27 protein-coding genes are annotated in these 25,077 nt (G+C 36.7%); 14 read left to right on the top strand and 13 right to left on the bottom strand.

What is annotated here, in order from left to right:
• Nucleotides 1-10: 10 nt before the first annotated feature.
• Together cas4 and SACI_RS01340 are read right to left on the bottom strand one after the other, a co-directional pair.
• A complete protein-coding gene (cas4, locus tag SACI_RS01335; RefSeq protein ID WP_011277192.1) occupies nucleotides 11-622 on the bottom strand; it encodes a CRISPR-associated protein Cas4 in 612 nt (203 codons plus the stop codon).
• Between the two features lie 3 nt (nucleotides 623-625).
• Entirely contained in the window at nucleotides 626-1,801 is a 1,176-nt protein-coding gene (locus SACI_RS01340; protein WP_011277193.1) for a glycosyltransferase, read from the bottom strand.
• A 38-nt stretch (nucleotides 1,802-1,839) separates the two neighbouring features.
• Between SACI_RS01340 and SACI_RS01345 the strand changes: the two genes are divergently transcribed.
• Nucleotides 1,840-2,172, top strand: coding sequence for a hypothetical protein (locus tag SACI_RS01345; RefSeq protein ID WP_015385397.1), 333 nt, complete (start codon nucleotides 1,840-1,842; stop codon nucleotides 2,170-2,172).
• A 16-nt stretch (nucleotides 2,173-2,188) separates the two neighbouring features.
• Nucleotides 2,189-3,118, top strand: coding sequence for an MBL fold metallo-hydrolase (locus SACI_RS01350; protein WP_011277195.1), 930 nt, complete (start codon nucleotides 2,189-2,191; stop codon nucleotides 3,116-3,118).
• Here the strand turns inward: SACI_RS01350 and SACI_RS01355 are convergent.
• The 3 genes from SACI_RS01355 to queC all read right to left on the bottom strand — a co-directional run bounded on the left by SACI_RS01355 (nucleotide 3,087) and on the right by queC (nucleotide 5,814).
• Entirely contained in the window at nucleotides 3,087-3,830 is a 744-nt protein-coding gene (locus SACI_RS01355; RefSeq protein WP_015385398.1) for a VIT1/CCC1 transporter family protein, read from the bottom strand. The genes SACI_RS01350 and SACI_RS01355 overlap by 32 nt on opposite strands.
• 84 nt (nucleotides 3,831-3,914) lie before the next feature.
• The gene (locus tag SACI_RS01360; RefSeq protein ID WP_011277197.1) at nucleotides 3,915-4,385 is read right to left on the bottom strand and encodes an AAA-associated domain-containing protein; all 471 of its coding nucleotides are present in this window, start codon (nucleotides 4,383-4,385) and stop codon (nucleotides 3,915-3,917) included.
• A 40-nt stretch (nucleotides 4,386-4,425) separates the two neighbouring features.
• Nucleotides 4,426-5,814, bottom strand: coding sequence for a 7-cyano-7-deazaguanine synthase QueC (queC, locus tag SACI_RS01365; protein ID WP_011277198.1), 1,389 nt, complete (start codon nucleotides 5,812-5,814; stop codon nucleotides 4,426-4,428).
• Nucleotides 5,815-5,847: 33 nt separating this feature from the next.
• Here queC and SACI_RS01370 point away from each other — a divergent pair, with 33 nt between their 5' ends.
• From SACI_RS01370 to SACI_RS01390, 5 genes are read left to right on the top strand one after another with little or no spacing between them, the layout of a single operon-like run.
• The gene (locus SACI_RS01370) at nucleotides 5,848-8,088 is read left to right on the top strand and encodes a DEAD/DEAH box helicase (RefSeq protein ID WP_011277199.1); all 2,241 of its coding nucleotides are present in this window, start codon (nucleotides 5,848-5,850) and stop codon (nucleotides 8,086-8,088) included.
• 33 nt (nucleotides 8,089-8,121) lie between these two features.
• Entirely contained in the window at nucleotides 8,122-8,979 is an 858-nt protein-coding gene (locus tag SACI_RS01375) for a sulfite exporter TauE/SafE family protein (RefSeq protein ID WP_011277200.1), read from the top strand.
• Entirely contained in the window at nucleotides 8,969-9,337 is a 369-nt protein-coding gene (locus SACI_RS01380; protein ID WP_011277201.1) for a DUF1634 domain-containing protein, read from the top strand. Before SACI_RS01375 ends, SACI_RS01380 begins: the two co-directional genes overlap by 11 nt.
• Nucleotides 9,338-9,340: 3 nt before the next feature.
• On the top strand, nucleotides 9,341-9,844 hold the full coding sequence (locus tag SACI_RS01385; protein ID WP_011277202.1) for a hypothetical protein: 504 nt from the start codon (nucleotides 9,341-9,343) through the stop codon (nucleotides 9,842-9,844).
• Nucleotides 9,841-10,278 (top strand): hypothetical protein, encoded by a 438-nt coding sequence (locus SACI_RS01390; RefSeq protein ID WP_011277203.1) that lies wholly within the window; start codon nucleotides 9,841-9,843, stop codon nucleotides 10,276-10,278. Before SACI_RS01385 ends, SACI_RS01390 begins: the two co-directional genes overlap by 4 nt.
• A 29-nt stretch (nucleotides 10,279-10,307) precedes the next feature.
• On the opposite strand, the gene SACI_RS01395 is transcribed toward SACI_RS01390, so the two are convergent.
• A complete protein-coding gene (locus tag SACI_RS01395; RefSeq protein WP_011277204.1) occupies nucleotides 10,308-10,880 on the bottom strand; it encodes a DedA family protein in 573 nt (190 codons plus the stop codon).
• A 186-nt stretch (nucleotides 10,881-11,066) separates the two neighbouring features.
• Nucleotides 11,067-11,489, bottom strand: a complete 423-nt coding sequence (locus SACI_RS01400; RefSeq protein ID WP_015385399.1) for a hypothetical protein — start codon at nucleotides 11,487-11,489, stop codon at nucleotides 11,067-11,069.
• A 209-nt stretch (nucleotides 11,490-11,698) separates the two neighbouring features.
• On the opposite strand from SACI_RS01400, the gene SACI_RS01405 reads away from it, so the two are divergent.
• Nucleotides 11,699-12,088: a CBS domain-containing protein gene (locus tag SACI_RS01405; protein WP_015385400.1), complete on the top strand. Its 390-nt coding sequence runs from the start codon at nucleotides 11,699-11,701 to the stop codon at nucleotides 12,086-12,088.
• Nucleotides 12,089-12,433: 345 nt separating this feature from the next.
• Here the strand turns inward: SACI_RS01405 and SACI_RS01410 are convergent, their stop codons facing one another.
• Nucleotides 12,434-13,480, bottom strand: a complete 1,047-nt coding sequence (locus SACI_RS01410; protein WP_230937890.1) for an AAA family ATPase — start codon at nucleotides 13,478-13,480, stop codon at nucleotides 12,434-12,436.
• Nucleotides 13,481-13,905: 425 nt separating this feature from the next.
• On the opposite strand from SACI_RS01410, the gene SACI_RS01415 reads away from it, so the two are divergent.
• The 3 genes from SACI_RS01415 to SACI_RS01425 are packed head-to-tail and all read left to right on the top strand — an operon-like array spanning nucleotide 13,906 to nucleotide 16,699.
• Nucleotides 13,906-14,637 (top strand): electron transfer flavoprotein subunit beta/FixA family protein, encoded by a 732-nt coding sequence (locus tag SACI_RS01415; protein ID WP_011277208.1) that lies wholly within the window; start codon nucleotides 13,906-13,908, stop codon nucleotides 14,635-14,637.
• Complete coding sequence (locus SACI_RS01420; RefSeq protein WP_011277209.1) at nucleotides 14,634-15,479, top strand: electron transfer flavoprotein subunit alpha/FixB family protein; 846 nt, start codon at nucleotides 14,634-14,636, stop codon at nucleotides 15,477-15,479. The genes SACI_RS01415 and SACI_RS01420 overlap by 4 nt, the downstream gene beginning before the upstream one ends.
• A complete protein-coding gene (locus SACI_RS01425; protein ID WP_011277210.1) occupies nucleotides 15,476-16,699 on the top strand; it encodes an FAD-dependent oxidoreductase in 1,224 nt (407 codons plus the stop codon). The genes SACI_RS01420 and SACI_RS01425 overlap by 4 nt, the downstream gene beginning before the upstream one ends.
• Before the next feature lie 232 nt (nucleotides 16,700-16,931).
• Here the strand turns inward: SACI_RS01425 and SACI_RS01430 are convergent, their stop codons facing one another.
• The 4 genes from SACI_RS01430 to SACI_RS01445 form a co-directional block, all read right to left on the bottom strand.
• On the bottom strand, nucleotides 16,932-17,201 hold the full coding sequence (locus SACI_RS01430; RefSeq protein WP_011277211.1) for a ferredoxin family protein: 270 nt from the start codon (nucleotides 17,199-17,201) through the stop codon (nucleotides 16,932-16,934).
• A 136-nt stretch (nucleotides 17,202-17,337) separates the two neighbouring features.
• Entirely contained in the window at nucleotides 17,338-18,819 is a 1,482-nt protein-coding gene (locus SACI_RS01435; protein ID WP_011277212.1) for a glycogen/starch/alpha-glucan phosphorylase, read from the bottom strand.
• A gap of 242 nt (nucleotides 18,820-19,061) precedes the next feature.
• Entirely contained in the window at nucleotides 19,062-20,312 is a 1,251-nt protein-coding gene (locus tag SACI_RS01440) for an MFS transporter (RefSeq protein ID WP_011277213.1), read from the bottom strand.
• A gap of 189 nt (nucleotides 20,313-20,501) precedes the next feature.
• Complete coding sequence (locus SACI_RS01445; RefSeq protein ID WP_011277214.1) at nucleotides 20,502-21,521, bottom strand: PTO1314 family radical SAM protein; 1,020 nt, start codon at nucleotides 21,519-21,521, stop codon at nucleotides 20,502-20,504.
• Between the two features lie 283 nt (nucleotides 21,522-21,804).
• Between SACI_RS01445 and SACI_RS01450 the strand changes: the two genes are divergently transcribed.
• Nucleotides 21,805-22,113 (top strand): hypothetical protein, encoded by a 309-nt coding sequence (locus tag SACI_RS01450; RefSeq protein WP_011277215.1) that lies wholly within the window; start codon nucleotides 21,805-21,807, stop codon nucleotides 22,111-22,113.
• Between the two features lie 31 nt (nucleotides 22,114-22,144).
• On the opposite strand, the gene SACI_RS01455 is transcribed toward SACI_RS01450, so the two are convergent.
• Entirely contained in the window at nucleotides 22,145-22,987 is an 843-nt protein-coding gene (locus SACI_RS01455; protein ID WP_230937889.1) for a hypothetical protein, read from the bottom strand.
• A 182-nt stretch (nucleotides 22,988-23,169) separates the two neighbouring features.
• Between SACI_RS01455 and SACI_RS01460 the strand changes: the two genes are divergently transcribed.
• On the top strand, nucleotides 23,170-24,492 hold the full coding sequence (locus SACI_RS01460) for an FAD-binding oxidoreductase (RefSeq protein ID WP_011277217.1): 1,323 nt from the start codon (nucleotides 23,170-23,172) through the stop codon (nucleotides 24,490-24,492).
• Entirely contained in the window at nucleotides 24,489-25,016 is a 528-nt protein-coding gene (locus SACI_RS01465) for a nicotinamide-nucleotide adenylyltransferase (RefSeq protein ID WP_011277218.1), read from the top strand. Before SACI_RS01460 ends, SACI_RS01465 begins: the two co-directional genes overlap by 4 nt.
• Nucleotides 25,017-25,077 lie beyond the last annotated feature (61 nt).

The following is a 25,077-nucleotide window of genomic DNA, read 5'->3' on the forward strand; positions in this document are numbered from 1 at the left end:
ATAATTCTAGTCACTTTATTTTCTTATAGGGACACAAAGTCTTAAAGGCACAATATTCACATTCCCAGGAATAACGTGGAGCTATCTTAGCCTTCAACGTCTCTTCTGCTAATCTTATTATAGTTACCTCCTCTGCGGGTTCGTTTACTGAGTATTCGGTGACCCTATCTGGTGTTATGTATACCAAAAGTCCTCTCTTTATCCCAAAAAGCCAGAGGTAAATTTGCAGTTGATATTTGTGATGTTCATGCGGTAGGCTTCTGTCTGCCCTAGCACTCTTTATTTCAACTATGACCTTTTCGTCGTTTATCTGTATTATGGCGTCTGCTCTACCCTTAATCTTTATCTCCTTTCCGTCTACCGGAATAGTCTTCTCTCCTTCAACTTCGATTTGAGAGTTGGGGTACACACTCTTTATGAATTCCTGTAGTCCTAAATGAACAAGGTCTCCTAGCATAGTAGCTGGGGTGAACGCTTCAGATAGTGCGATCTCTTTATACATGGTCTCAAATCTAAGTTTCATGGGGCATCTCAGTAGGTCTGTAACGTATAATACTCCCTCTTCTCTTTGGTGGGACATATAGTCCTTTATTTTGGAATTTATAAGAGCCTCGATCAGCATAAACTACACCTCAGGTACTGATATCTTCCCACTTCTCTCCGTCTTTATCCAAACTCTTGGAACTCTCACTATTTCCAAGAATACTGCTGTGACATTTAATAACATTACGAAATTCATGTAAATGAGGGATAGTATAGAGTATTGATATTCAATTAAGTGTTTCCTCGATATTCCAACTGCCGTTATGAAAGACAAAAGAGTCGCCGTGGAAACAATTACCATGGTCACAACGAAAAGCGGGGTCTGATATATTAGGACTAAGGAGTAATTTACAAGGTTCATCAACATAAATATAGGAGTTCCTATAAGGAGTATTCCGTCAAATATCCTGGGGTCAATCTTCTTGGGCATGGATAATGAAATTTCAAAGTGTCCCCTGTACCACCTCAACCTCTGCTTTATTAACCATCTCAAACTACTGGCTACTTCTCTCCATGCAACCACATTAGGGTTATACATTATTTTGTAACCAGCACTAGTCAGTTTTACACTCAAATCCAAATCTTCGGTTAAGCTATATTCATTCCATCCCCCCATCTCCTCTATAATGGATTTTTTAACGAATGTGCAAGTACCTTCTAAGGGGACAAACAATCCAAATCTGGCTCTTCCACCAATAGAGTACTCATTAAAAAGCTCTTCAAGGCTGGCAAATCTCGCTATTATACTTTCCCTAACATTTATTGGAATTAACTTTCCTTGAACAGCTACAACGTTATCTGAATCAAAGGATCCTGACACATAGCTTAAAACATCTAACCTAGGAAACGTGTCTGCGTCAAATACTCCTATTATATCAAATTTTGCAAGTTTCATGGCATAGTTCAACGCCCTGCTCTTTCCATTAGGAACATTAGATTTGTCCAGCTTGACACATCTCACATTATCGTAATTCTCCTCGTAGTTTTTACAAATTTGAAAAGTCCTGTCTGTTGATCCGTCCTCCACAACTATAATCTCGTATTTAGATTTATCATATTCTTGGTTTATCAGCCGATCAAGGAGTCTGCCTAAAACCTTCTCCTCATTTTTTGCTGGCACTAGAATAGAGAAAGTTTTATCGCTGTACTCTATTTTTTGGTTTACCCTCCAAGTAAGCCCATAGAATGATAGAGCACTGTTATAAATGTTCCATGATGAAACTAATATGCTAAAGAATACTACGATTTCATTAAGCATTGATAATCCTTTTCCAATCTATATATTAAAACTCTTTCGTGGTATTAGACTATAATACTGGGATTAGGAGTTACCTTAATACACTGCCCTTTAGCGTAAAAGAGAAAATGCCCAATATATGTATTGTGAGAGAGCTACTGGGTGACTACGAGAAGAGGGGGGAGAGCCTGAAAAGACTAGGCAAGTTCGTGGCACTAGTACTAGACGATCCATTCCATGCAACAACAGTAACCGGACTAGCACTTTACGGCATGGGTAAAATAGCAGAGAGAAGAACAAACTACGGTCTAAGACTTGCATATATGAGTGTCAGGGAAGGAGAGAAAGCCATAAGAGAAGGGTTATTAGACATAATGTCTTTAAGGTTCTAAGGAGATAAAATAATAAATGGAATTTACACCTTTAGCATTTGAGAGCCTTGGAGTAAGGTCGCAGGCAACACTGGTAGAGACAAAGGATGTGAGAATACTGATAGACCCTGCGGTATCCTTAGCTCCAAGGAGGTTTGGCTTACCCCCTCACCAGATCGAGGTCGACAGGCTCACGGAACTGGCAAAGAAAATATATGAGGAGGCAAAAATTGCGGACATCATAATAATAACCCACTATCATTACGATCACCATGATCCAGGATATGTCATCCCACTAGACATATACCAAAACAAGACTGTGTACATTAAGGACCCACAAAACTTTATAAACCCAAGCCAAAAGTTCAGGAGAGCTCCACGCTTCATTAAGACGATAACGGGAAAGCCTAAAACAATGGAAAGTGCAGACGGTAAAGTTGTAAAGTATGGCTCAACAACTATTCAATTTTCAAAAGCCGTTCCTCATGGTGCCGATGAGAGACTAGGATATGTGATACAAGTAGCTATAAATGACAAGGACTCAACTATACTATTCACGTCTGACATAGAAGGAGCACCAAAGAATTCACATATAGACTTCATTAAGTCAGTGAGACCAAATTTCCTCATAATAGATGGACCATTAAGTTACCTACTAGGAAGAGCACTGTCACAGGATGAACTTGATACAGAGATAAAGAACATGGAAGAAGTGGTGAGAAATGGTTTACAGTATGCTATAATTGATCATCATGTACTCAGGGATCCGAACTACGAAAGTGTGTTGAAACCTGTGAAAGAGGTTGCAAACAGCGTAGGTTGTAAAGTAATTTCGGCTTCAGAGTATCTGAGGGAACCACCTCAGCTACTCGAGGCTAAAAGAAGAGAACTATTCCAAAGAGACAATAGACCTGCTAAAATACCTAGGGGTTTAGCTAAATTACTAAGTGCTGGGGAAGGGGGATAAAGTAAGATATTATCATACCGGCGAAATAACTACCTATCAGTGCAATTAACCCTGTGCCAATCTGCTCAAAGGCACCTCTACTCTTACTGAGACCGGTATACTTAGTAGATAAGACACCGAAAATAGCCAATGTAACAAGTATAACAGCCATTGAGGACACAACTAGATATAGAAATGGTATTGAAAAGAACATTCCCAATATAAATGGTATTAGTGGTATAATACCACCGACTATTAAGTAAAAAGACATTAGAAATCCTAACTTTACTGGACTCTCAAATTCCTCTGGTGTCATCTTTAACTCGTGGATTAACATCTCCTGTAGTACAACGTACTTATTGGTCATTATCTTGTTAGCAATTTTTTCAGCTTCACTCTCTGTTAACCCCTTCTGCATATAAAATGATTTAAGTTCTTCTTTTTCTTTCTCAGGATAGTTTTCTATTTCGAACTTCTCCTTCTTTATTTCATTCTCTATTATTTGTGATCTGACTCTAGTGGATATGTATTCCCCTACGCCCATGGAGAAAGCCTGGGCTATAGTCGCGAGTAAACCTGTTACTAATACTATTAAAGGATCGTGAGAGTAACCTGATGCGCCAGATATTAGGGCGCCTACTCCTATGAGTCCATCTTGTATTCCGAAAACTTTAGTTCTGAAGATATCAGCTTCATGTGTATTATGAACAATTGGCTCCTCCATTATATTCATGGTTAGACTTTGCATTTTTAAACTATTCTTGAATTACGCCCCATCATAATTAGTAATACAGTAATACGACAAATCATAATTAGCTTAGGGGACAGCGTATTCCTCTCCGTCCTTCTTAAGGAAATTGGAGTATATACCCCATTCAGTCAATATTATCTCCAGATCTCTTAGCCCTGATGGACTACTGTATAATGTAATTCCCTTCTCTTCAAGTGACTTCAGCAAATCCTCAGTCTTAAATCTCTTTAAATCCTTGGCTGTTTTGAAAGGTTCTATTCTATCTAAGGATTCCCTTAATAACTCTTTTCTTCTTTTAATATTTCCTTTGATAAACTCTATTCCCTTATCTGTTATTATAGTATCCCCTTCAACTAGGTTAATAAAACCCATGGAGTTTGCCGCGTAAAGAATAGGCATTAGTTCATCAATGTCGACCTCCAGTTCCTTCTCTAGAACGTAAACGTCAGCTTTTCCATCAAAAGTGTTGTATAGAACTGAAAGTAATCCTAATAGGTCTGCTACTCTTGCATCCGGATGTAAGGGTCCCTCTACCATTCAATTTCATTATTTAATCTAAAACTATTTTAAACTTTTCCTAAGCTTCATATTCAACTGGATCTTTCAATCCGTTTACCTCAAATGCAACTTTTCTCATATAGCATGGACCGCATTTGCCACAGTGCTTATTACCTCCCTCGTAACAACTCCAAGTTAAATGTAAGGGGGCATCAATCTGGACACCTAGTTTAACTATTTCGTGTTTCACTAAATTCCCAACAGGCATTAACACTTCTACTTTCTTATTGGGACCAACAGCGTATGGTACCAGCCTAGAGAACATCCTTACGAATTCCATCTCGTTATCAGGATATGCCCCAGCTTCCTCTAAGTTTATACCTGATGCGATTGCGTCAAAACCGTAAGCTTCAGCCATTGCCAAAGCCACTGAGAAGAATATCAAGTTTCTAGCTGGAACCCACTCATGGGCAAACTCAGCACCCTCTTCTCCCTTCCTATCTTTCACTATCTCTCCACTACTACCTTTTATTAGGGTTGAATGACCCACAATTTTGAATAAGTCTGTATCTATTTCTACAAAAGGAACGTTCAGGTACTCGGAGATTTTTCTCACGGCTTCCCTCTCTTTTTCCTCTGCCTTGTGATGATAATTGAAGTGAAGAAGTGTGACCTCGTGACCTTGCCTGACTAGGTAAGTTGCAGCTACAGTTGAATCTAGACCACCACTTGCAACTACTAAAATTCTCTTCTTATTCTTCTCTTTCAGTAGTGGAACTTTCCTGATCTCAAGTTTGTCATCAACCATGACAACAGAATAGGGATCTAACTTTGTTACGTTGTCAAGCTCGGTTGCGTCAAAGTAATCATCTAAAGATGTAAAGAACACAGCCCCTAGATCTCTATCATACATCATGTAGACAGGCTTGAAGTTTTGGGCTATAAATATCCTGTCTGGATTCTTTTTATCTCCTATAACTAGCGCGAAACTTCCTCTAATACTATTTAGAATTTCCGATAATGAGTCCAAGTTACCATTCCATGACCTGTCTAGTACAGGTGGGAGTACTGAACTGTCTATTCTTGATAACTTAGATACTTTATACTTCTTCTCTAATTCCATGTCATTGGCTATTATACCGTTATGTGTGACAACAAATCTTTCTCCCTCAAAGGGTTGTATGTCATTTTCAGTTTTACGTCTCACGTATTCAGTTGTCGGTTCAGCCCTATTGTTGGCTATAACCACTTTACTGTTCTCATCAAGTATCCCGTATAATTTTTCCTCTTGAAGAGATGGCTTTCCCACATGCTTTGAGGACTTAGTAGACCCGTCCTTTTGAATTACGACAATTCCAAAACTGTCTCTGCCTCTGTCCTCAGCCCTGATTAAGATTTTAGCTAATTTCTTCTCGATTTCCTTATAATTGTGAGGATTTAGAATTAATACTCCGGTTACACTACACATGGTTAGGAAAATAGGAAAGGAGGAGTAATAAAATTGTCCACTGAATTAATTGATAGAGTTTCAGAGAGGTTATCGTATTTTAACGTCAAGATTGCCCACATATTTACGGAGACTGCTCTTGAACCTGATCTGGGGGCTAAGGTAGAGGACTTACCATTAGGTGGAAATTTGAAACAAATGTTGAAGCAAGTGGGGATACACAGACTCTACAAATTTCAGGAGGAGGCTTATAATAAAATATCTCATGGAAATAACGTAATGATAGTTTCAGGAACGGGGACAGGGAAAACTGAAGCGTTCTTAATCCCTTTGTTGGATCTTGCATTGAAAGGAGAGAGGAGTGTTTTAGTTTATCCCACTAAGGCATTAGCTCGTGATCAGTTGGAGAGGGTGAGGAGGTTAGCCTCACCTTTAGGAGTAGAGATGGGAGTTTTTGATGGTGATACACCTGAGAAGGAGAGGAAGCGATTATACGAGAATCCTCCACATATTCTTATCACGAATCCTGATATGATTCATATAGGTCTACCTCTCAGCTATAGGTTTAGAAGGCTGATTAGAACAGCAGATCATTTTGTATTTGATGAGGTTCACTCATATGATGGCGTTCTAGGCTCACATATAAGGATGATTAGTGATAGGTTAAGGGAGTTAACTGACTACCATGTCATAGGCTCAAGTGCGACAATAGATGCTTCTCCATATTTGTTCGAAGAGTTATTTGGAGTAAAAGGGGAGATTATTTATGGCTCCCCTAGAAGAAAAGGCGTTGCAATTCACGCTCTACTAAACATTGGGTCAGCTAGTAGATGGACTCTCTCTGCATACCTTACCGCATTTCTTGTGAAGGAGGGTTATAAGGTTCTTACGTTTGTGGACTCACAACAAATGGCTGAATTAATTGCAAAGATAACTGCTAGATTTGGTGAAGAGAACATTCATGTTCACCGAGCTGGGATAAATAAAGAAGATAGGCTAAAAGTTGAAGAATCTATTAAATCAGGGAAAATTAAAGGAGTCATAGCTACTCCTACCCTTGAACTTGGAATAGACATAGGCGATTTAGATGTGGTAATAATGGCTGAAAATCCTCCAAACTACACAAAGTATCTGCAGAGGGCTGGCAGAGCAGGGAGGAGAAGTAAGATCGGTTATATCTTCACCTTATTGGGTGAAGATCCTATTGATACATATTACCTTAGGAAGCCTACCGAATTTTTCAATAGGAAAGTCTTACCCTTAACATTTGATGTGAGTAATAAGGAGGTAGTAAAGATTCATGCTGCAGCCTATTTAGCTGAAAAGGGGAGTTTGAGGTTGGGAAGAGTAATTCCCAAAGCATGGGTAAAAGCTTATGAGGAGTTAGTAAAAGACGGAAAGGTGAAAATTGAAAACAACGTTGTTTCCGCTTTACCTCCTCTATATTCCTACGTGAGATCGACTTACTTAAGGTCCACAGGACCTATAGTAGGTCTATATGATAGGGATGGAAACAGATTGGGAGAGAGGGAATTACCTGTCGCGCTTTATGATATTTATCCTCAGGCAATTTACTTTATATCAAAAAGGAATTACATTGTTGAAGATGTAAAACTGGATTCCCTAAGGGCTACTCTAAGAAGAGCTAAAGATGACTTGAGCTATTACACTAAACCCGTTTACTCTACACACCTTCTGTCCTTTGAGGAAATTGAGGAAAGAAAAGTATTTGGTTTACCTGTGAAGTATGGAATCTCTGAAATAATGATTAGCGTAGACGGTTTTGCTACATATGAAATATCAGGGAATAAAAATAAACCTAAGCAGGAGTTTTTCTATAAAGAACCTATAATATTTACATATACCACAAAAGGAGTCTTGATCAAGCACCCGATATTGGAAGAGTTCAATGAGTTCGATTCAATTGAAGCTTATCACGCTACAGAACACGTTTTGATTTCTTCAGCGAGGGTTGTTGCAGGGGCATCAATGACGGATCTGGCTGGGATAAGTTATCCCACTGGACACGTGGTGATATATGATTCTGTTGTCGGAGGAAGTGGAGTAAGTAAGTTGTTATATGATAGGTTAGAGGAGGCTTATGATATATCTATAGATATTACAGGAAAGTGTGATTGCGAAGATGGTTGCCCTAAATGTATTTATAGCCCTTACTGTGGTAATAACAACAAAATGTTATCTAGAAGAAAATCGCATAGATTGATGACTAAAATCAAACTTGGTGAATTTGATAATTCGGTTGAACAAAATATTAATGGTAAACCCATAGTTTAGTTTTTAAAGGATAAAGTTAATGTTGGTCTCATGATGAATCTGATATTATATCTCCTGACTTTACTGTTGTCAAGTACGGTTGCAGGTTTTGTTGGTTCTCTCACTGGGCTTGGTGGTGCAACTGTATTAGTACCAATTTACACGCTGTTTCTAGGAATCCCGTTGCCATACGCTACAGGAGCAAGTTTGATTTCAACAATAGCAACTTCAAGTGGTTCAGCAAGTGCTTACATAAAAGATAAGATAACAAATGTGAGAATAGGTATGTCCCTCGAAATTGCAACAACTCTTGGTGCCATTGTGGGATCATTAATAGCTAATATAATTTACAAAATGCATTTGGAGGATATCTTGTTCATTATCTTCGGAATAGTAATATTGAGTTCGGTTTACGTTCAGTTAACTAAAGCTAAAGACGAGCTTCCTAAAAACGTTAAACCTGACTGGACAACTAAGTTGTTTAAATTATATGGTAGCTACTATGATCAAGCGTTAAAGACAGAGGTTGAATACCACGCAATAAGGTGGTGGCTAGGAGAGATCATAATGTTTGTAGCTGGCTTAATATCTGGTCTTCTCGGTATAGGGTCTGGGGCACTAAAAGTTATAGGAATGGATTGGGCAATGAATCTTCCACTAAAAGTTAGTACAACGACAAGTAACTTTATGATTGGTGTAACTGCAGCCACAAGTAGTTCTCTATACTGGGTTTTCGGTTACATAGAGCCAGTCCTTGCGGGGGTAACTGCAATAGGCGTCTTGATAGGCGCTTTAGCAGGAACTAAGGTGTTAGTTAGAATCAGGAACAGTAGAATTAGGTTTATCTTTATTGCTCTTCTGATTATCCTGGGAGTGGAGATGATAATACGAGGTGTCTTCCATGGACTTTGATAACGTGATGAGCTACACACTTAGAGTTGGTGTAATAATAAGCATTGCGTTGATAATTCTTGGATTCATATTATTAGCCCAAGATCCCACAGCTCTTCAACGTCTAGCATCAAGGCATTCAACATTTAACACATCAAGAGTGAGTCCTATACAGGTTTTGCAAGGTTTAAATCGTTTCGATGGCGTAGACTATATTCTATTTGGTCTAATAATATTAATAGCAACTCCGGTCATTAGAGTTATTTTAGGGCTAGCTGGATTCATAGCAGAAAGGAATAAGCTCTACATAGTGATTACTTTTATAGTATTGTTAGATTTGCTTATTGCAATCTTCATAATCCCCTTAGTGTACAAATAAATAATGGTATTAGAGATTTGTACTGATGGAAAAAGAATAGGAGTTAAATTAGAATCAGAAGTAATTAGTGTAGAGAGTAACAAGCCCATAAAACTGAAGGAAGTATATTGTTTAAAATTTGAGAACTTAAGATATGATGGGGACAAGCTTAGATACAAAGATATTGTTATTCCTTTACCAAATTTGCCTGGCGATTTGAAATTACTAAAAGTAATTTATTTGGTATCAGGTGAGGCTTCAAACGAGCTTTGGTACTGCTGTTCCTGTGAAATTCACGTGGATACAAAAATAAAAGATATAAAGTTAGATGAGGGTTTATCTCCTATTTATTCTAGGTTCTGTGGGAATTATGGTTTAATTACTCCAAAACACTGTATTGCCAATGAGACTTTTGCTATTTTCGGTAATGATCATAGAGGAGTTATCTTAGCTTATCAGGAGTTTATATCGTTTATTAAGGAAATCGGAAAAATTTTATTAAAACTAAAAGTATATTCGCATCTGTGAATAATCAAATAGTTAGTTACTACTCATACGTTCTCATATTTTCATCCATTCTAATAATAATAGGATTGGTATTTGGTGGCTTTACACCAATAAATGAACAAGTGGCAACACCCAGTTATGATCTAGCATTACCTGTGAGCTTAAGCTTTTCAGCCTTCATACTTCTAATTATTTTCATTTTCTCCTCCATTATCTTGTGGGGCTCCAAGAGTTTAGCCTCGAACTTAATTATAGATTCCTCTGCACTTTCCTTTTCAATCCTTAACTACGTCAATTTTTATGTCATATATGAGATATGGAGACCTGAAATCATTCCATTACCATTATTTTTTTACATACACTACAGCAACATAAACGAGCTTACGGTGGATTTCGGACAAATAGCCTTAATCATATTCTTCTATAGGCTCTATAAGAGAAATAAAAGTGTTTAGAAATCAGTTTAGAAATCAGTTAAGAAAAATTATTTTCTTGATCTAAATAGGGCAATTATGAGTATAGCTATAATGATTATGACACCAGCGCCTACTAAATAATATGCTGCTTGCTCTAGTTTTGTTATCAGAAATCCGATTTGATAATAATATATATACCCTAGAATTGCTAAAGTTGAATCCCATATTAAATGTCCTAAGAAGGTTAGAATCAAAAAGTTAAAAATGTTCATGGCTGCTAGACCAGCTGGGAAAGATATTAAGGCTCTAATTTCAGGTACAAACCTAAAACCAAAGACCGCATAATTACCATATTTTTTAAACCAACCATTTAATCTATCTAGTCTTTTACTGGTCAGCCGGAAGAGCTTACCATATCTTTTAAGAAAAGGTAACCCTAATTTAAATGCAATATAGTAGTCTATTATTGATCCTACTAGACTTCCCAGAGTTCCCACTATTATACCAAGAAATAGATCCATGTTTCCTGTTCTAGAGTAGTATCCTGTATATGGCATTATCACCTCACTGGGTATGGGAAATCCTATACCCTCTAATATCATCAACGAGAAAATTATCAGATAGTTTGTACTTACATTCATTAACCTCAGTACATAAATTGGCTTTAAATATTTTTTGAGAAATAGAATTATTATAGATGTTAATAATGTTATGAAAGAGTACTTGCGGAGAAACTCTATATATCTGTAGTTACTACGAAGAGGCTTAAACCTTGAATCTGATATCAGCAGTTTAAGAATGACAGAGTCCCTGAGGTATAAGATATCTTATAACTGGAGGGATTTTTGAGCAATGCTAAGTGCAGTTTCTTCCTGTGCCTCAATAATTTTATAGTAAAGCCTAAACGCATTAAGGATTAACTTTAACCCACTTTTTATGTTGGTTTCATTTACTCTAATGGATACACAGCAGTCCTTAATTCTTAACTCAAAATTATCTCTTGCTACGTTATTTATTAGATCCATCCCTGGAAATGGTTGAAGGCATAATTCATAGGAGGTCTCTACGTAACTCTCAGCTATTTGAAGTGGTAATATGTTCCGAAAATTTCCAGGCTTCCATAGTACCTCATGAAAACTCCCTATGTCAAGTTCTTCCAACTCTTTAAGCCTATCCTTAGGAAAAGTGCTCTCTACTACAACGGCGTATCTCCCAAACTCCTTAGCAAGATAACCTCCCTCCAACTCCATCCATCCTTGTAATATCCTTTGAACTTTAAACTTGGCTATAGAGTTTCGAAATTCATAAACGTTGATGTATATTTCTAGGCGGGTCAATACGTCTTCCCAGTTTTAAATACTTTGATCTAGTCTAAATTTATTGGTATCTCCTTAACTTAAGCACGATCCATCAGTTGGGCAATTAATAAATACTTACAATAGTTATATTAGTTGTGCTCGTGTCCCAATTAGTTTCGAGAAAACCAGTCACCGTTGACCTCAAGACTAGTATAAAGGATGCCACAAAGGTAATGAGGAGGGAAGGGGTTGGTTCCTTAGTTATTGTAGACAATGATTTTCGACCAGTAGGGATCGTCACTGAAAGGGATATAGTTTATGCTATAGCTCAAGATATTCCTATAGACACTCCAATAAGCGAAATAATGAGCAGAGATCCGGTTTCAATTAATGGGGGCTCAGATGTAAGTGAGGCAGTTGCACTGATGACATCTAGGGGAATCAGACACTTGGTGGTTATTAATAACGAGGGCAGGACAATAGGAGTAATTTCAGTAAGAGATGTGGTGAAAGCAGTTGGAGCTATAGCACTAGACTTAGCGTTTTGGTAAAAAATGTCTGATTTTCACTCTTATCAAGTAGTTATTACCCACTCCTAAACTATTGATCTCACCTAAAACTACGTCCTCTAAATTATCCATGTATTTGTAATAAGGTAATTGAAGATTGGAAAAAGTTAGTTAAGGGCTGTTTCTATTAAGTGTTCATAAACTCACGTTTTTACTTTGTTTACCTTTTCTTTGAGGATTGAAACACTGCGTCAGTGATTATTTTGCTAAATGAGGAAAGTCTCCCCTTCAGGGCGGGGAGGAACTCAGAATGTTTATATGTCAACGTTAAAATCAAATTCAATAAATTCATACTATGTTCCGTGTTATTTCAACTTTGACTTTTTCCTATTTTTCATTTAAGATCAACTTGTACATAGGGTCGATAATCCTGTAACCATTAACATCCTTCTTAACTAATCTAGCATTTACCAACTGCTTTAGAGCATGATTAAATACCCAATCCTTAAACTCCCTCTTCGTCAAACCCTCTGTTAGGTTCTTGAGTTCCTTCCATGAAACCTCTTCTACTAGACATAGGGATCTAAGTATTGCCCTCTGGGTGTCGCTTAGTCGTCCTAGCTCCTCCTTTATTACCCCTTCAGCTACCTTTTTCACCATATCTTTAGCCTTGTTATGACTATAACCAAGGTTTCTAAAGCTACCATAGTACGTTAACCACCCCTGTATTCCCCTATATGTCGTTACGCTTTCTTCAATTTCATCTTCGCTCAGTTTTATACCACATCTCTCCGAGCCAATTTTAAGAAACCTTCTACCTAATTCTTCTGAGAAAGGATAGATTTCAATTGATAGTATAGGTTTACCTTTGAGTACACTACTAACTTTTCCTTTTCCCTCGCCTGACAGTGCCTTTGAGAGCCCTATCATTGAACCTGTGAACACAAATCTAATTTCGGATTCGTTGTAGACATTCGATAGGAGTGTCAAAAACCACGGCGAGACTACGTTTTGAACTTCATCTACTAAAATAATTTTATGATCAAGTTTTTTTAGAAGTGACCTCACTCCCTTTAGGGGAGTTTTCTGTATCTCTATCCTCAGTACTTTCAAATCCAACGAGAGCCTCAAGGATACGCTAGATTCTATCAGTTCTTCACCGAACTGTTTTATGGATCTAATATTTGTAGCATCAACATATATTCCGTTTAGTTCGTTTGCCACTATCTTAAGTATTGATGTCTTTCCAGTCCTCTTTGGACCTATAAGTAGAGGCCAAAATTTTCCTTGAACGAGTTTCTCGACTTCATTTAGAATTTCTTCAGAGTCAAAGAAGTCTTCCCTGGTGGATTTCGGGTAAGGATCAAAAATTTTGCAGATAGCCATATTAGTTACTAATATAGCTTTATCCATATTTATTTTATCCCGTCTCATGAGAACTATTTCTCCCTTATAATTTCCTGTTTTTATAGATTATAGAAACCCTATTAGTTACTAATATAGCTTTTACGGAGGGCTATCAACTTATGTGTTTTAGCTTAAGAGTTGTGATTCAAGTTCAGGAAATGTAAGCTAACATGAGTTTTGTTTCAATGTTTATTATTTTGTAATTTTCCTGCTTTTATGTATTAAATAAAGATTTATTTTTAACTCTTATCTCTAGGTGAAACTGACTTTTTTTAAATATATATGCATGAGTTTTCATTAGAAATATAGATAAGACTTCTTTTAGTTAAAATTTTTTTATATTTATAATTTAGAGCATTATTCATGGTATTAGATATATCTGTAACAATATTACTTAACTAATTTCTTATCGTATCAACAAAATATATTAGTTCCTAGGATAAATATAACGTGTGAACGTAGTAGCCCTTTTTAAGATAGTCCCAGATGATACTTTAATAAAAATAACAGGAAGCACTCTAGATCTAAATGTACCAGCAAAAATAAGCACATACGACAAGAGCGCAATTGAAGAGGCTATAAGAATAAAAGAAAAACATGGTGGAAAGGCAATAGGTATAACAGCAGGTAATACAGATAGAAAGGCTATTAGAGAAGCCTTAGCAATGGGTCTAGACGAGGTTATAGCTATAGATATGAAAGAACAAGATATTTACAGTACAGCAAATATGATAGCAGATCAATTAAAACAACTCAATCCTGATCTTGTGATAGGTTCAGAGGCTACAACAGATAGTAGCGGTGGTATATTTCCTGCATATCTAGCTGGTTTACTTGGACTGCCTTTAATAAGTTATGTTAAGTCCATAACGATAGAAGGAAAGAAAATAAGAGCTGAAAGAAACTTAATCTCGTCTACTGAAATAGTTGAGGCAGAGTTACCACTTGTAATTTCAGTAGTAGGAGAGATAAACACGCCTAGAATACCTACAGTCAAGCAAATACTTGAGTCCTCTAAAAAGCCTGTGAAGAGCGTAAATGCAAATGTAAAGCCATTGGTAAAGTTAGCGTCAGTATCTCCTTATGTAATCCAGAGGAAAAAGATAATAATAGATGGCTCTAAGATGGAAGAAGCTGTCGATAAACTACTTTCATACTTGAGGCAAGAAGGGGTGATTTCATGAACATAGTTGTCTATTCAGAAGATCCTGAATATATAAAGGTAGCATCAAGCTATTTTCCAAATGAAAAGATAGTAGCAGTCTCCACATCAGATACAAAGTATGCAGATGAATTGCATGTTGTAGATAAGATGGATGAGGAAGCCATAGCAAAATATCTCGCATCACTTAAGCCAGATTTACTTATAACGGGAAGCACAAAAAGGGATAAAGTAGTAGGAGCCTACGCTGCTGGTTTATTAAAATACCCAATTTTACCTGATGTAATTGAGATATCTGGCAACAAAGCTAAGAGAGTAGTCTATAGCGGAATGGGGATTGCTGAGCTTGAGTTCAATACCCCAATTGTGGTCTCCATATCCAAGAAGAACGTTGAAGCAAAAGAGAGACAAACACAGAAAAAGAACGTTAATTTAGAGGAGGGTAAGGTTAAGAAAATTGAGGTTAAGCAAAAAGGTGGAGAAGGAGTAGATCTATCGTCTGCTCAGATAATAGTCTCAGTTGGGAGAGGGATAGGCTCTAAGGAGAATATAAAGTTCGCTGACGAGTTGGCTAGAGCCATAGGAGGAGCTTTAGGTGGAAGCAGACCTATTACTGCTGATCTGGGTTGGTTACCAGAGGATAGACAAATTGGTTTGTCTGGTCTAAAAGTAAAGCCAAAAGTATACTTCGCTCTAGGAATATCGGGTCAGCCACAGCACTTAGCTGGTATAAAGGATTCTAAGATAATTGTAGCAGTAAATACAGACAAGAATGCACCTATAGTCGAAAACGCTGATTACATAGTTGTGGGGGACGTAATAAAATTCTGTCAAGAAATGGTGAAAAAAGTGGGTAAGAAATGAGTTTTGATGCTGATGTAATTGTAGTTGGTGGAGGCTTAGGCGGACTATCTGCTGCAATAACAGCAGCCAAAGAAGGGTTGAGTGTCATTGTATTAGAGAGGGGAGACTATAGTGGTGCAAAAAATGTATCAGGAGGAAGAATGTACATACATGCCCTACAGAAACTTATACCAGATGCGTTAGAGAGAGCCCCCCTAGAGAGACCTATAACTAAGGAAACATTTGAATTTTATTGCAGTAATGACAGGAAACTGTCTTTTTCTTTTGAGGAAAAAGGAAAGAAGAATAGTTACTCTATATTAAGAGCAAAATTTGATAGATGGCTTGCAAGTGAGGCAGAAAATCTGGGCGTATTGATTTCATATTCAACGTTAGTCACAAATGCTCAAAGAGAAACTGGAGGGATTAATCTAGAGACCAACAGAGGAAACCTGAGAGCACCGTTGGTGATTGACGCATCAGGTGTTACGTCTGTCGTGTTCAGGTATCTAGGTTTAAGAAAGTTTACCCCTGATAAGTGGATGTTAGGAGCAAAAGAGATAATAAAGACTGACGTAAATCTACCTGAAGATGAAGGTGAAGTTAGAACAATAGTTGCTGCCGTGAAGGGCGTCAAAGGGGGAGGTTTTGTTTACACTAACAAAGATACTTTGTCAGTGGGTATGGCTGTAACTTTTGATTCCCTACCTAAATCTGAAGTACCTGCAAAAGATTTAGTTGAAGCATTTAGGGAGAAGTTGGGTATAGAGGGAGAAATTCTTGAGTATTCTGCACATGCGATTCCATATTTCGGATACAGAAATCTTCCTCCACTCTATGATAACAACCTAATAGCTGTAGGGGATTCAGCTGGTTTTCTAATAAATGATGGATTTACCATAAGAGGTATGGATCTAGCTATAGGCTCAGGTATGATAGCTGGACTAGCTGCAAAGAAACTAAAAGAGATTAATGACTACACAAAGACTGACGTCTATTACCAGATGCTTAAGGAGAGCTTCGTATTAAGGCACCTAGAGTTAGCATACAACAGGTTTTCAGTAATAAATGACCCTAGGACTTTAGTGTCATATCCAGAGGTTCTATGCAATGTATTAACGGACATGTTTACAGTAACAGAGGAGAGGAAACCATTAATGGAGGTAGCCCTTCAAAGGCTTAAGGAGAAGGATATTTCGTTAACCAAAGCATTAATGGACTTAATGAGGGCTAGTAAGTAACATTTCCTTTTTCTTAGGTTAGGAAGATTACAAATCATGTTTTTTATGTTCTTGGATTTCCTAAGTGAGAGATTACAATACTCTCGACATATAGAATTTGTAGGTTTTAAGTGAAATAAATATATGTTAAGACGGTGTTATGGGTAGCGTAATAGATTTCGTGGTATGTGAGAAAAAGTAATGCCGGTAATTAAAAAACTCCGTCATCTACAGAACTTCTTTCACAAGATCTTTATCCATACCTATACGAAATTCCTCCCTCAGGGAAGTTAAATGTTATAGCCCCGAATGGACAAATGACTATCGCTCCTCCACATTCCAAGCATCTCTCGTAATGAACAATTATCCTGCCATCTTCAGAAGGTTCGTATGTCCCTGCTGGACACGACGCAACACATGGTTTATCTTTGCAAGTTAAACATATGTCAGTATTAACTTGAATGTGAGATTTGTTATTTACTGTATACGTATTCAGCCCCAATCTTTTAAGTAAAGGTATCATACTTGATATTTAGTAAAATGCTAAATAAAAATATTTTTTGTAATGTCACTTACAAGCAATTTATTGTAGATATGTCTACTCTATTATTGATAAATAAACTAATCAAACTCTCTCAAAACCCTAACTAAATGACAGACTAGGTTATCACTTTGTCCATAACCCTCTTTATGTCACAGAATTTAATAAATGACGAGAACGTATTTTCACTTAAATTTTTGAACCAATCTCTATCAGATTCAGCCTTATTTATTATGTAAAGGAATTTATTGACAAAATCAACGTAATCTCTGCTATCTATCTCTTTAGCTTTAGGCGAGTTATATATATCCACAAATTCCCTAATATCCTCTCCAAAGAAATATCCGTTATAACCATCCTTTATTATCTCCAATGTTCCCCCATCTTTTGATGAAAGTGTAGGTACACCATTTATACCAGCCTTCATGTAACTAGTCCCACAGGCTTCCCACCCAGAGAATGGGGTGAATAACAGCAAGTCTCCCCCTGACAATATATACTTTGCATTGGTTAAGGAGTAGTCGTGAATGTATATAACGTTCTTCAGCTCCTTACTTAACCAATTAAACTCGTTCATATACACTATTCCTTCAGCATCCCTAGGATGAGCCTTTCCTGCTATCACAAATACTACGTTCAAGTCCTTGCCCATCTCTCTGATTAACCTGCTCACGAAATAAGGTCTCTTATATCTAGTCATTCTTCTAGCCCAGACTACTATCAACTTATCTTGATCTATCTCTTTGTACTTTCTCAGTAGACTCAATAAATCGTTCCTGGCTTTAACTCTAGCCTCTCCAAATGAGCCCTTACCGGTATTGTAGATCTTTTTTACTTCTTCATGCATCCATCTATCAAAGCTTACACCATTGGTAAGAGGTGAAGGACTAGACTCAGGAAACATAATTTTGGTCAGGTCATTATGTTTTACCGACACTGTGTGAAAATAATTAGAGTAGTTCAAAAGTAGTTTTGTAAGCATTACATCCTCCACATCCACATGAATTCCAAACTCCTCCCTTAATGTCCTGGAGGAGAAATAGGGATGACCCCATGGACCTGGAGTATGAGTAACCAAATGAGTTTCATATTTACCATAAAGCCCTATCAATGCTAAGCCAGCAAGTGATTCATGCGCGTATACAGCCTTAACGTTATCTAACTTCTTTACATATTCCTCTGAGGCTTTAGCCAGAATGATGTACTTATACTCATAATCAAACTTACTGTCCTCGACGTATAGTCTACTAGTAGCCCTTACTGCCCAATCTGGACTAATTGTCTTAAAATACACAACTTTTGCATTTCCTCTCGCTATAGACAGTACTTTTAATTTTACATTTCCTGGTCGAGCCTGTATCTCGATATCTCCTTCATTTACCATATTTTCCTCTAGGTAAGAATAATCCACTACCTCTTCCCTTATTTCGTTATTAACGTAATATCTTGAGTGACCATTTGGATAAAATAATGTTAACACTACGTACTTTTCATTATATTTTGATGCCTCTAGATATTTGTCGCCCTCTAGTATTCCTAATCCTCCTGCATAAATTGGAACTTCATCAGTGGCTATTTCTGGTGTTATTGATATTATCACGGCTGAAAGATTATATGGATTTTGCTTATAAGTTTTGACCCTAAAATATTTTTACAGATGAAAAGTTGATCATATATTATACTAATGTGTTGCAGTATGAAAAATAGAGGGATTGGGGTATTAAGTAAAGAATTAAGGTAAATAGAGGCGCTTAGGATTTATAATGTTAAATTGCAATAACCAGGTTAACCGTGATGGAGAAATTTGATTAAGGAAAGTATACGCAAAAACTATTGTAACGTTTATTGGGAAGATAGGTAAGCAAATATTCTAGAGCATATTATCAATAGTACGCCTGCTATCATAAAATCAATGCCATAACTAAAGTAATGTGTTATGTAACCAGAGATAAGCGAGCCTGCAAATAGTGCTACTCCCACAACGGTGCTGTAAATACCTAATCCTGCACCCTGATGTCTTCCCCCTAAAATTTTAAATATCAAGGTAGTTGACGAGGAGTAAAATATAGCATAAGCTATTCCAGCAGCTAAAGGATACGACGTTAATCCTGCTAGTAGTACTGGTATTCCTACAAAGAACTGCATTATTAGTCCTATTATTATGTAATTTCCTCCCCTAAGTAAAAGGGATAGGTGTGCTAGCTTTTCTTCCTTTCTATTCTCTAATAACCTTGATGAAAATTGAAAACCGACTATCTGTATTAACATACCTACTAAGGTCACCAGCAGTACCTCATTCTCAGTTAGACCTCTCTTGTATAGTCCTGCAGGATATACAGTGTTAAATATTCCACTACTAATGTAAAATATTATTAGTCCTATGTAAAGTAAGGGAACATAATTAACGTGCGGAGTCTTAAGACGCTTTAACGAAAAAATCTTAAATGAGTGAATACTAGGTAAATGAAGAAAGATTAAAGGGATCTGCCTGATTCTACTGAAAAAAGACTCCTTATTATGTATTAAGGAAGTCCTCTCAAAGGATACTTGAGGCTTAGGAATGAACCTAAAACAAAGGATAAATGTAGATAGGGATATTATGGCTAATATCCCTTCAATCAAGCTAATCTCTAGATACGTGATTAAGAAAGTAGATATGAGGAGACCAACTAGAACTCCTATTGACGAAAACAGGGAATACCTAGAAAATAGTGAACCCCAGTGTTTTTTATCTGTAGTCTCCATTACAAGTAGATTAAACGGAGTGGTAGATGCTGTACTCATGAATACTGCAAATGCATAGTTCAATGAAATCAGAGGTATTGAGCGTGACATCATCATTAAAAATAGGGGCAGGGAAGTTCCTCCCGTGCTTATTAATATCTGCTTCCTCCTATCGAACCTATCTGCTACATATCCCCAGAACATGGAAGCAATGATTAAGACCAGGTTGCCTAATGACACTGTATACGCTACTTCAATTGCGTTTCCTCCCAGATTGAGTATTTGAAGAGTGATCAGTGTGGACAAAGGACCAGTAGAAGCGTTAAAAGGAATTACAAGATACATCCATTTTACGTTAGGCTTAATCATTATAAAGTATCAGAATATCTTCTAGTTAAAAAGTTACCTAAAATAAAATAAATTGCGTAAACGTTCCTAACTGATTTAAAAATTAGAGTTAAATGAACTCACTACATTATAGATAAACCTACCATTGAGAGATAGTTTATTCGATGAAGAAACTTATGAGATCAACACTGAATTTGACTTATTTTACCCTTAATTCCACTTTACAAAATTTGAGACATACCCTAAAATGTTATTCACTATTCTCTCGTTCACCATATTAAAGTTGGTCCAACTAAAAAGAGAAGGCTCCAAATAACAGGCTAATGCACATTTGTTACACTTTTCATATTGTTCCCACGGGTAACTGTTCCATAGTTTAACTATATTAGTCTCCCACACTAACTTGTCTCCGTTATACTCATTAAGCACATAACAGGGTAAAACTATTCTTCCCTGAGGATCTATGTTTATTAACATCCAGGGCTTGCATCTCCAATTCACTCCCTTATACCAGGAATTTATTATGGATTGGAAGTACTCAGGAGACTCAACAATCGGATAGCCTTTCCTCTTCAGTTCGATAAGTAAATTCAATACTTCCAGCAATTTTTTCCTTTCAGGGCTAAGTTTCTCAGCAGTTGAATAGTCGTATTCTACCTGTACGCTTACTGTTACACCTAATTTTCTTGACAACTCCAGTACATCTAAAACTTGATCGTAGTTCTCTCTAGTTATGGTAAAGCTTAACGAGACTGGAAGATATCTTACAGCTTCTTTAATGCCCTCAACAGCTCTGTCGAAAGAGCCTGGTATACCTCTTATTCTATCATGTACTTCTCCTATACCGTCAATAGATACAAACAGATAATCTAAATATTCTGAAATGTACTTTACCCTGTCCCTTAACAACCAACCGTTGGTTACTAAGGAAGTATAAAATCTACTGTAAGATTCCTCCAATATCTGGTCCAAATCTCTCCTCAGTAATGGTTCACCTCCTTCGAATCCCATAAATAGAACTCCTGACTTCTCTAAGGTCTTTAACATAAGGATTTCTTCCTCTAGTGATAATAGTTTTTCATCTTTTCTCCTCCAGAACGGACACATTTTGCATCTAAGGTTACAGGTGTAGAGTAACTTATGACCTGCTATGAGAGGTAACTTTTTCACTCCCCTGCCTAAGAAAGCCCTCTTGATATTTCCTAATGTCATGGGCTTAAGTTTTGACATTATTAAAACTTCTGTTAGGTTATTAATAAATCATTTCATAACATTTGAAAAAATATCATTTATAAGAATAATGCAAATGTTTGTAAAAAATAAATATAACTAACTGGTTTATAACATATGTATTCCTGTATTATAAGCCTGTTTATCTTAATTTGGGAGTTTAAACAAGTAGATCCAGTTAATCTAAGTTATTGATTGTGTTCGGCTATTTTATAAAAATATTACCATGATAGCCTAAACTCGCCATAATCTTTATAAAGTAGAAGTAATAAGATAGGATGCAATGAACTTCAGTAATAATGATAAGAGCAAGTACGCATTAGCGTTGGGTGCTTTGAGTGGTGTTACAACGCTTTTCTTCTTTCTCTCTCTCGACCTTTATGCATTATTATATGGACCAATAATGTTACTAATAAGCCCCTTAACCAGATTTGTACTGCCTGTTATTATAGGTTCATTTATAGCATACTTCCTGACCAAAAAATTCAAATTCAGTCTGAGACTATCCTCAGTCCTAGTATCTTGCGTAATTTCCTTGAGTAGTTATTTTGTGATAAATTTGATTATATTATCTATTCTGGGAATGGTTTAAAGAAATTTTAAATAAAAAATTTTTCTCTTTATTACAAGTAGGAGTAGATTTCATTCACGCTAACACTAGAATTTGATACTATAATGACTCCGGTGATCATGTCATTATGATCCTCTGCTCCGAGCAGGGCATATGTAGTGTTGTTTACGTTTAAGGAATATATTACAAAAGTCGAGTTCTTATAAACGAAGTTACCTGTTATGGTCAAATTGTCCGTTTCAAACAAGAATCGTTTCAGTAATTTAGTCAATTTATCGAAGTTATTACCTGTATAGTTAAAGTTCAATATTACCTGGTTGTTAACTAATTTACCCGTAAAATTCAGCTTTGGTAAGTTTCCGCTTATAATCAAGCCTTTTTCAGTAGTTGTAGGTAACTGCTTATTTGAGTTATACAGTGATATTAATAAGTTCACGTTAATAGTTGAGTTAGTAGAGTTAGTATGTACCACGTATATATATCTTCCATCGAAGCCAACAGCAGTTTTTGTCTTATAGTCGTAAATAAGGGAACCGTATGAACCTTGCTGGAAACCGTGTCTAACAAGAGTCTTGTTTATATATTGAAATATCATACTGGCAAGTGGTCCCTTAACTTGTATATAACCCATTACTCCTTTGCTCTGGTTTACTGAAATAGCATAAAATACTCCTGATCCGAATGTATTTATGTACTTAGTGACATTAGGGTTCATAAAGTAATTTGAGAGATAACTGACGTTATACACGTATATTGTCCCCAGAACCTTATAGGTAACTTGGCTGGCACTAGATTGATCATTGGAAGGTGATTGGGAGTGAATGAGCATTACTCCAGCTATAACAGCAATTACAAGTATTGCACCTATTATTCCTACAATTGGTTTGCTAATCATTACCATAGGTTTACTATTGTTCTAATAAAAACCTTTTTACGATATATTCGTTTATGGCAAATAATAAGTTGTATTATTAAGCTTTGGAGATGTTGTTTTGTAAATATAGTAAAAGAATTAAAGAAGTAGTAATGAATATTTTTTCTGATAAAGAATATAATTCAGAGGGGAGATAAATAAGTGTGATCCAAGGTATTGAGTATGAGGAACGAGTTGAAAGAGAAGATTTCGTAGGATTCAAAATAAGACCAAAGATGATAGTATACCCAAGAACTGAAGAAGATGTTGTGAAAATAGTTAATTACGCTAGGGAGACTAAAACTCCAATAGTTACATGGGGTGCAGGTACAAGTCTTTCAGGTCATTTAATATGCGACGGATGTATCTTGCTCGATATGAAATACATGGATAACATCATAGAGATAAATGAAATAGACTGGTATGCGAGAGTACAAGCAGGAGTGAACCTAGAGAGGCTAGATAAAGAGTTAGAGAAGAGAGGGTTCTTTCTACCCCCAGACCCAGCTAGTTTCTTCCTATGTAGTGTAGGCGGCGCAACAGCAAACTCATCTGGGGGGATGAGAGGAGTAAAATACGGCACATTTAAGGACTGGGTTCTAGCACTAAAGGTAGTTCTTCCGAATGGTAAAGTGGTGAAAATCGGAGAACCGTTCACTAAGAATAGGGGAGGATACGATCTAGTGCACCTATTTGTGGGGAGTGAGGGAACACTAGGAATAATAACAGAGATATGGTTCAAAATAATACCATTACCCAGAAGGAAAAAGTATACAATTTTAGCATATACCGACAGCCTCGAGGATACCGCTGAAGTAATTGTAAGTCTAAGGAAAAATAAGATAATGCCTGAGTTAGCTGAATTCGTAGATTATCAGGTAATTAATGCTCTAAATAAACATCTTAATGCAGGTCTCGAAGAAGTAAGGGATGGGGGAGCTTTAATTATATCCGTTGAAGAAGACTATTTGGAGGAATTAAAGAAAATACTTGGTAACAAAAAATATGTAGTTGCTGAAGGGGAAGAGGCTGAAAGAATATACTCACTTAGAGCACAAGCTGCCATAGCATTAAAGGCTGAGGGGAAAACAATGTACATAGAGGATATAGTGGTTCCGGTATCTAGACTTGTAGAGGCAATAAGGAGATTAAGGGAAATAGAGAGAGCATATAACGTTAAGATGCCAACTATTGCCCACATAGGAGACGGAAATCTCCACCCTAATGTTATTTATGACGATCCAAAAGTAGGGAAGAAAGTGTTTGAGGAAGTAGCTAAAGTTGCAATAGAGTTAGGTGGATCTGTATCTGGAGAGCACGGAATTGGAATACAAAAGGCGAAACTGCTTGGTGATCAAATAATTTCCCACAACGGTAAGGAGGTACTAGAGTTAATGAAGAGGATTAAAGATCTGTTTGACCCTTACGATATTATGAACCCTAACAAATATGTAGAACTAGCATATAAATTGAGTGAAAATAGATGAGAGCATTATTCCCAGGAAGATTTCAACCATTTCACTTAGGTCACCTTCAAGTAGTCAAATGGTTGTTGGATAGATATGAGGAATTAATAATTATGATAGGAAGCGGTCAAGAAAGCCATTCACCTTACAACCCATTTACAGCCGGAGAGAGATTAGTTATGGTTAAGGAAAGTCTAGCCGAAACGGGGATCGATTTAAGGAAAGTTGTAATATTTCCTGTGATGGAGTCCTTTACAAGTAAAAACTGGATAAGAATAGTGGAGATGTATTCTCCTCACTTTGATGTAATAATAAGCGGAAATCCTCTAGTTTACACAGTTGCTAAGGAGGCTGGGTATATGGTAGAAAGAGTGCCTATGTTTAACAGGGATATATACAACGCTACCAGAATAAGGAAGCTAATTATGGAAAATGATCTAAAGTGGATGGAATGCGTTCCAAAGAGCGTTAGTCAATTTATAAGAGATATAAAAGGTGATGAAAGGATAAGGGATGTAACAAAGAATGATTATACAGAGGATTGAGAAAAGATCACATCTATTTTTACGTTCTAAACTAGTTTAAAAAGGGAAAAAAGAAAAAATA

Source organism: Sulfolobus acidocaldarius DSM 639, assembly GCF_000012285.1.
Taxonomy (GTDB): Archaea; Thermoproteota; Thermoprotei_A; order Sulfolobales; family Sulfolobaceae; genus Sulfolobus; species Sulfolobus acidocaldarius.

Excerpts from the sequence above, each read along its gene's own strand:
- SACI_RS01440 (WP_011277213.1), bottom strand. The coding sequence starts at position 20,312 with ATGATTAAGCCTAACGTAAAATGGATGTATCTTGTAATTCCTTTTAAC.
- SACI_RS01375 (WP_011277200.1), top strand. The coding sequence starts at position 8,122 with ATGAATCTGATATTATATCTCCTGACTTTACTGTTGTCAAGTACGGTT.
- SACI_RS01385 (WP_011277202.1), top strand. The coding sequence starts at position 9,341 with ATGGTATTAGAGATTTGTACTGATGGAAAAAGAATAGGAGTTAAATTA.
- SACI_RS01430 (WP_011277211.1), bottom strand. The coding sequence starts at position 17,201 with ATGATACCTTTACTTAAAAGATTGGGGCTGAATACGTATACAGTAAAT.
- SACI_RS01340 (WP_011277193.1), bottom strand. The coding sequence starts at position 1,801 with ATGCTTAATGAAATCGTAGTATTCTTTAGCATATTAGTTTCATCATGG.
- SACI_RS01420 (WP_011277209.1), top strand. The coding sequence starts at position 14,634 with ATGAACATAGTTGTCTATTCAGAAGATCCTGAATATATAAAGGTAGCA.
- SACI_RS01400 (WP_015385399.1), bottom strand. The coding sequence starts at position 11,489 with ATGGAGTTGGAGGGAGGTTATCTTGCTAAGGAGTTTGGGAGATACGCC.
- SACI_RS01425 (WP_011277210.1), top strand. The coding sequence starts at position 15,476 with ATGAGTTTTGATGCTGATGTAATTGTAGTTGGTGGAGGCTTAGGCGGA.
- cas4 (WP_011277192.1), bottom strand. The coding sequence starts at position 622 with ATGCTGATCGAGGCTCTTATAAATTCCAAAATAAAGGACTATATGTCC.
- SACI_RS01350 (WP_011277195.1), top strand. The coding sequence starts at position 2,189 with ATGGAATTTACACCTTTAGCATTTGAGAGCCTTGGAGTAAGGTCGCAG.
- SACI_RS01355 (WP_015385398.1), bottom strand. The coding sequence starts at position 3,830 with ATGAATATAATGGAGGAGCCAATTGTTCATAATACACATGAAGCTGAT.
- SACI_RS01450 (WP_011277215.1), top strand. The coding sequence starts at position 21,805 with ATGAACTTCAGTAATAATGATAAGAGCAAGTACGCATTAGCGTTGGGT.
- SACI_RS01360 (WP_011277197.1), bottom strand. The coding sequence starts at position 4,385 with ATGGTAGAGGGACCCTTACATCCGGATGCAAGAGTAGCAGACCTATTA.
- queC (WP_011277198.1), bottom strand. The coding sequence starts at position 5,814 with ATGTGTAGTGTAACCGGAGTATTAATTCTAAATCCTCACAATTATAAG.
- SACI_RS01455 (WP_230937889.1), bottom strand. The coding sequence starts at position 22,987 with ATGATTAGCAAACCAATTGTAGGAATAATAGGTGCAATACTTGTAATT.
- SACI_RS01380 (WP_011277201.1), top strand. The coding sequence starts at position 8,969 with ATGGACTTTGATAACGTGATGAGCTACACACTTAGAGTTGGTGTAATA.
- SACI_RS01445 (WP_011277214.1), bottom strand. The coding sequence starts at position 21,521 with ATGTCAAAACTTAAGCCCATGACATTAGGAAATATCAAGAGGGCTTTC.
- SACI_RS01465 (WP_011277218.1), top strand. The coding sequence starts at position 24,489 with ATGAGAGCATTATTCCCAGGAAGATTTCAACCATTTCACTTAGGTCAC.
- SACI_RS01395 (WP_011277204.1), bottom strand. The coding sequence starts at position 10,880 with ATGAATGTAAGTACAAACTATCTGATAATTTTCTCGTTGATGATATTA.
- SACI_RS01410 (WP_230937890.1), bottom strand. The coding sequence starts at position 13,480 with ATGAGACGGGATAAAATAAATATGGATAAAGCTATATTAGTAACTAAT.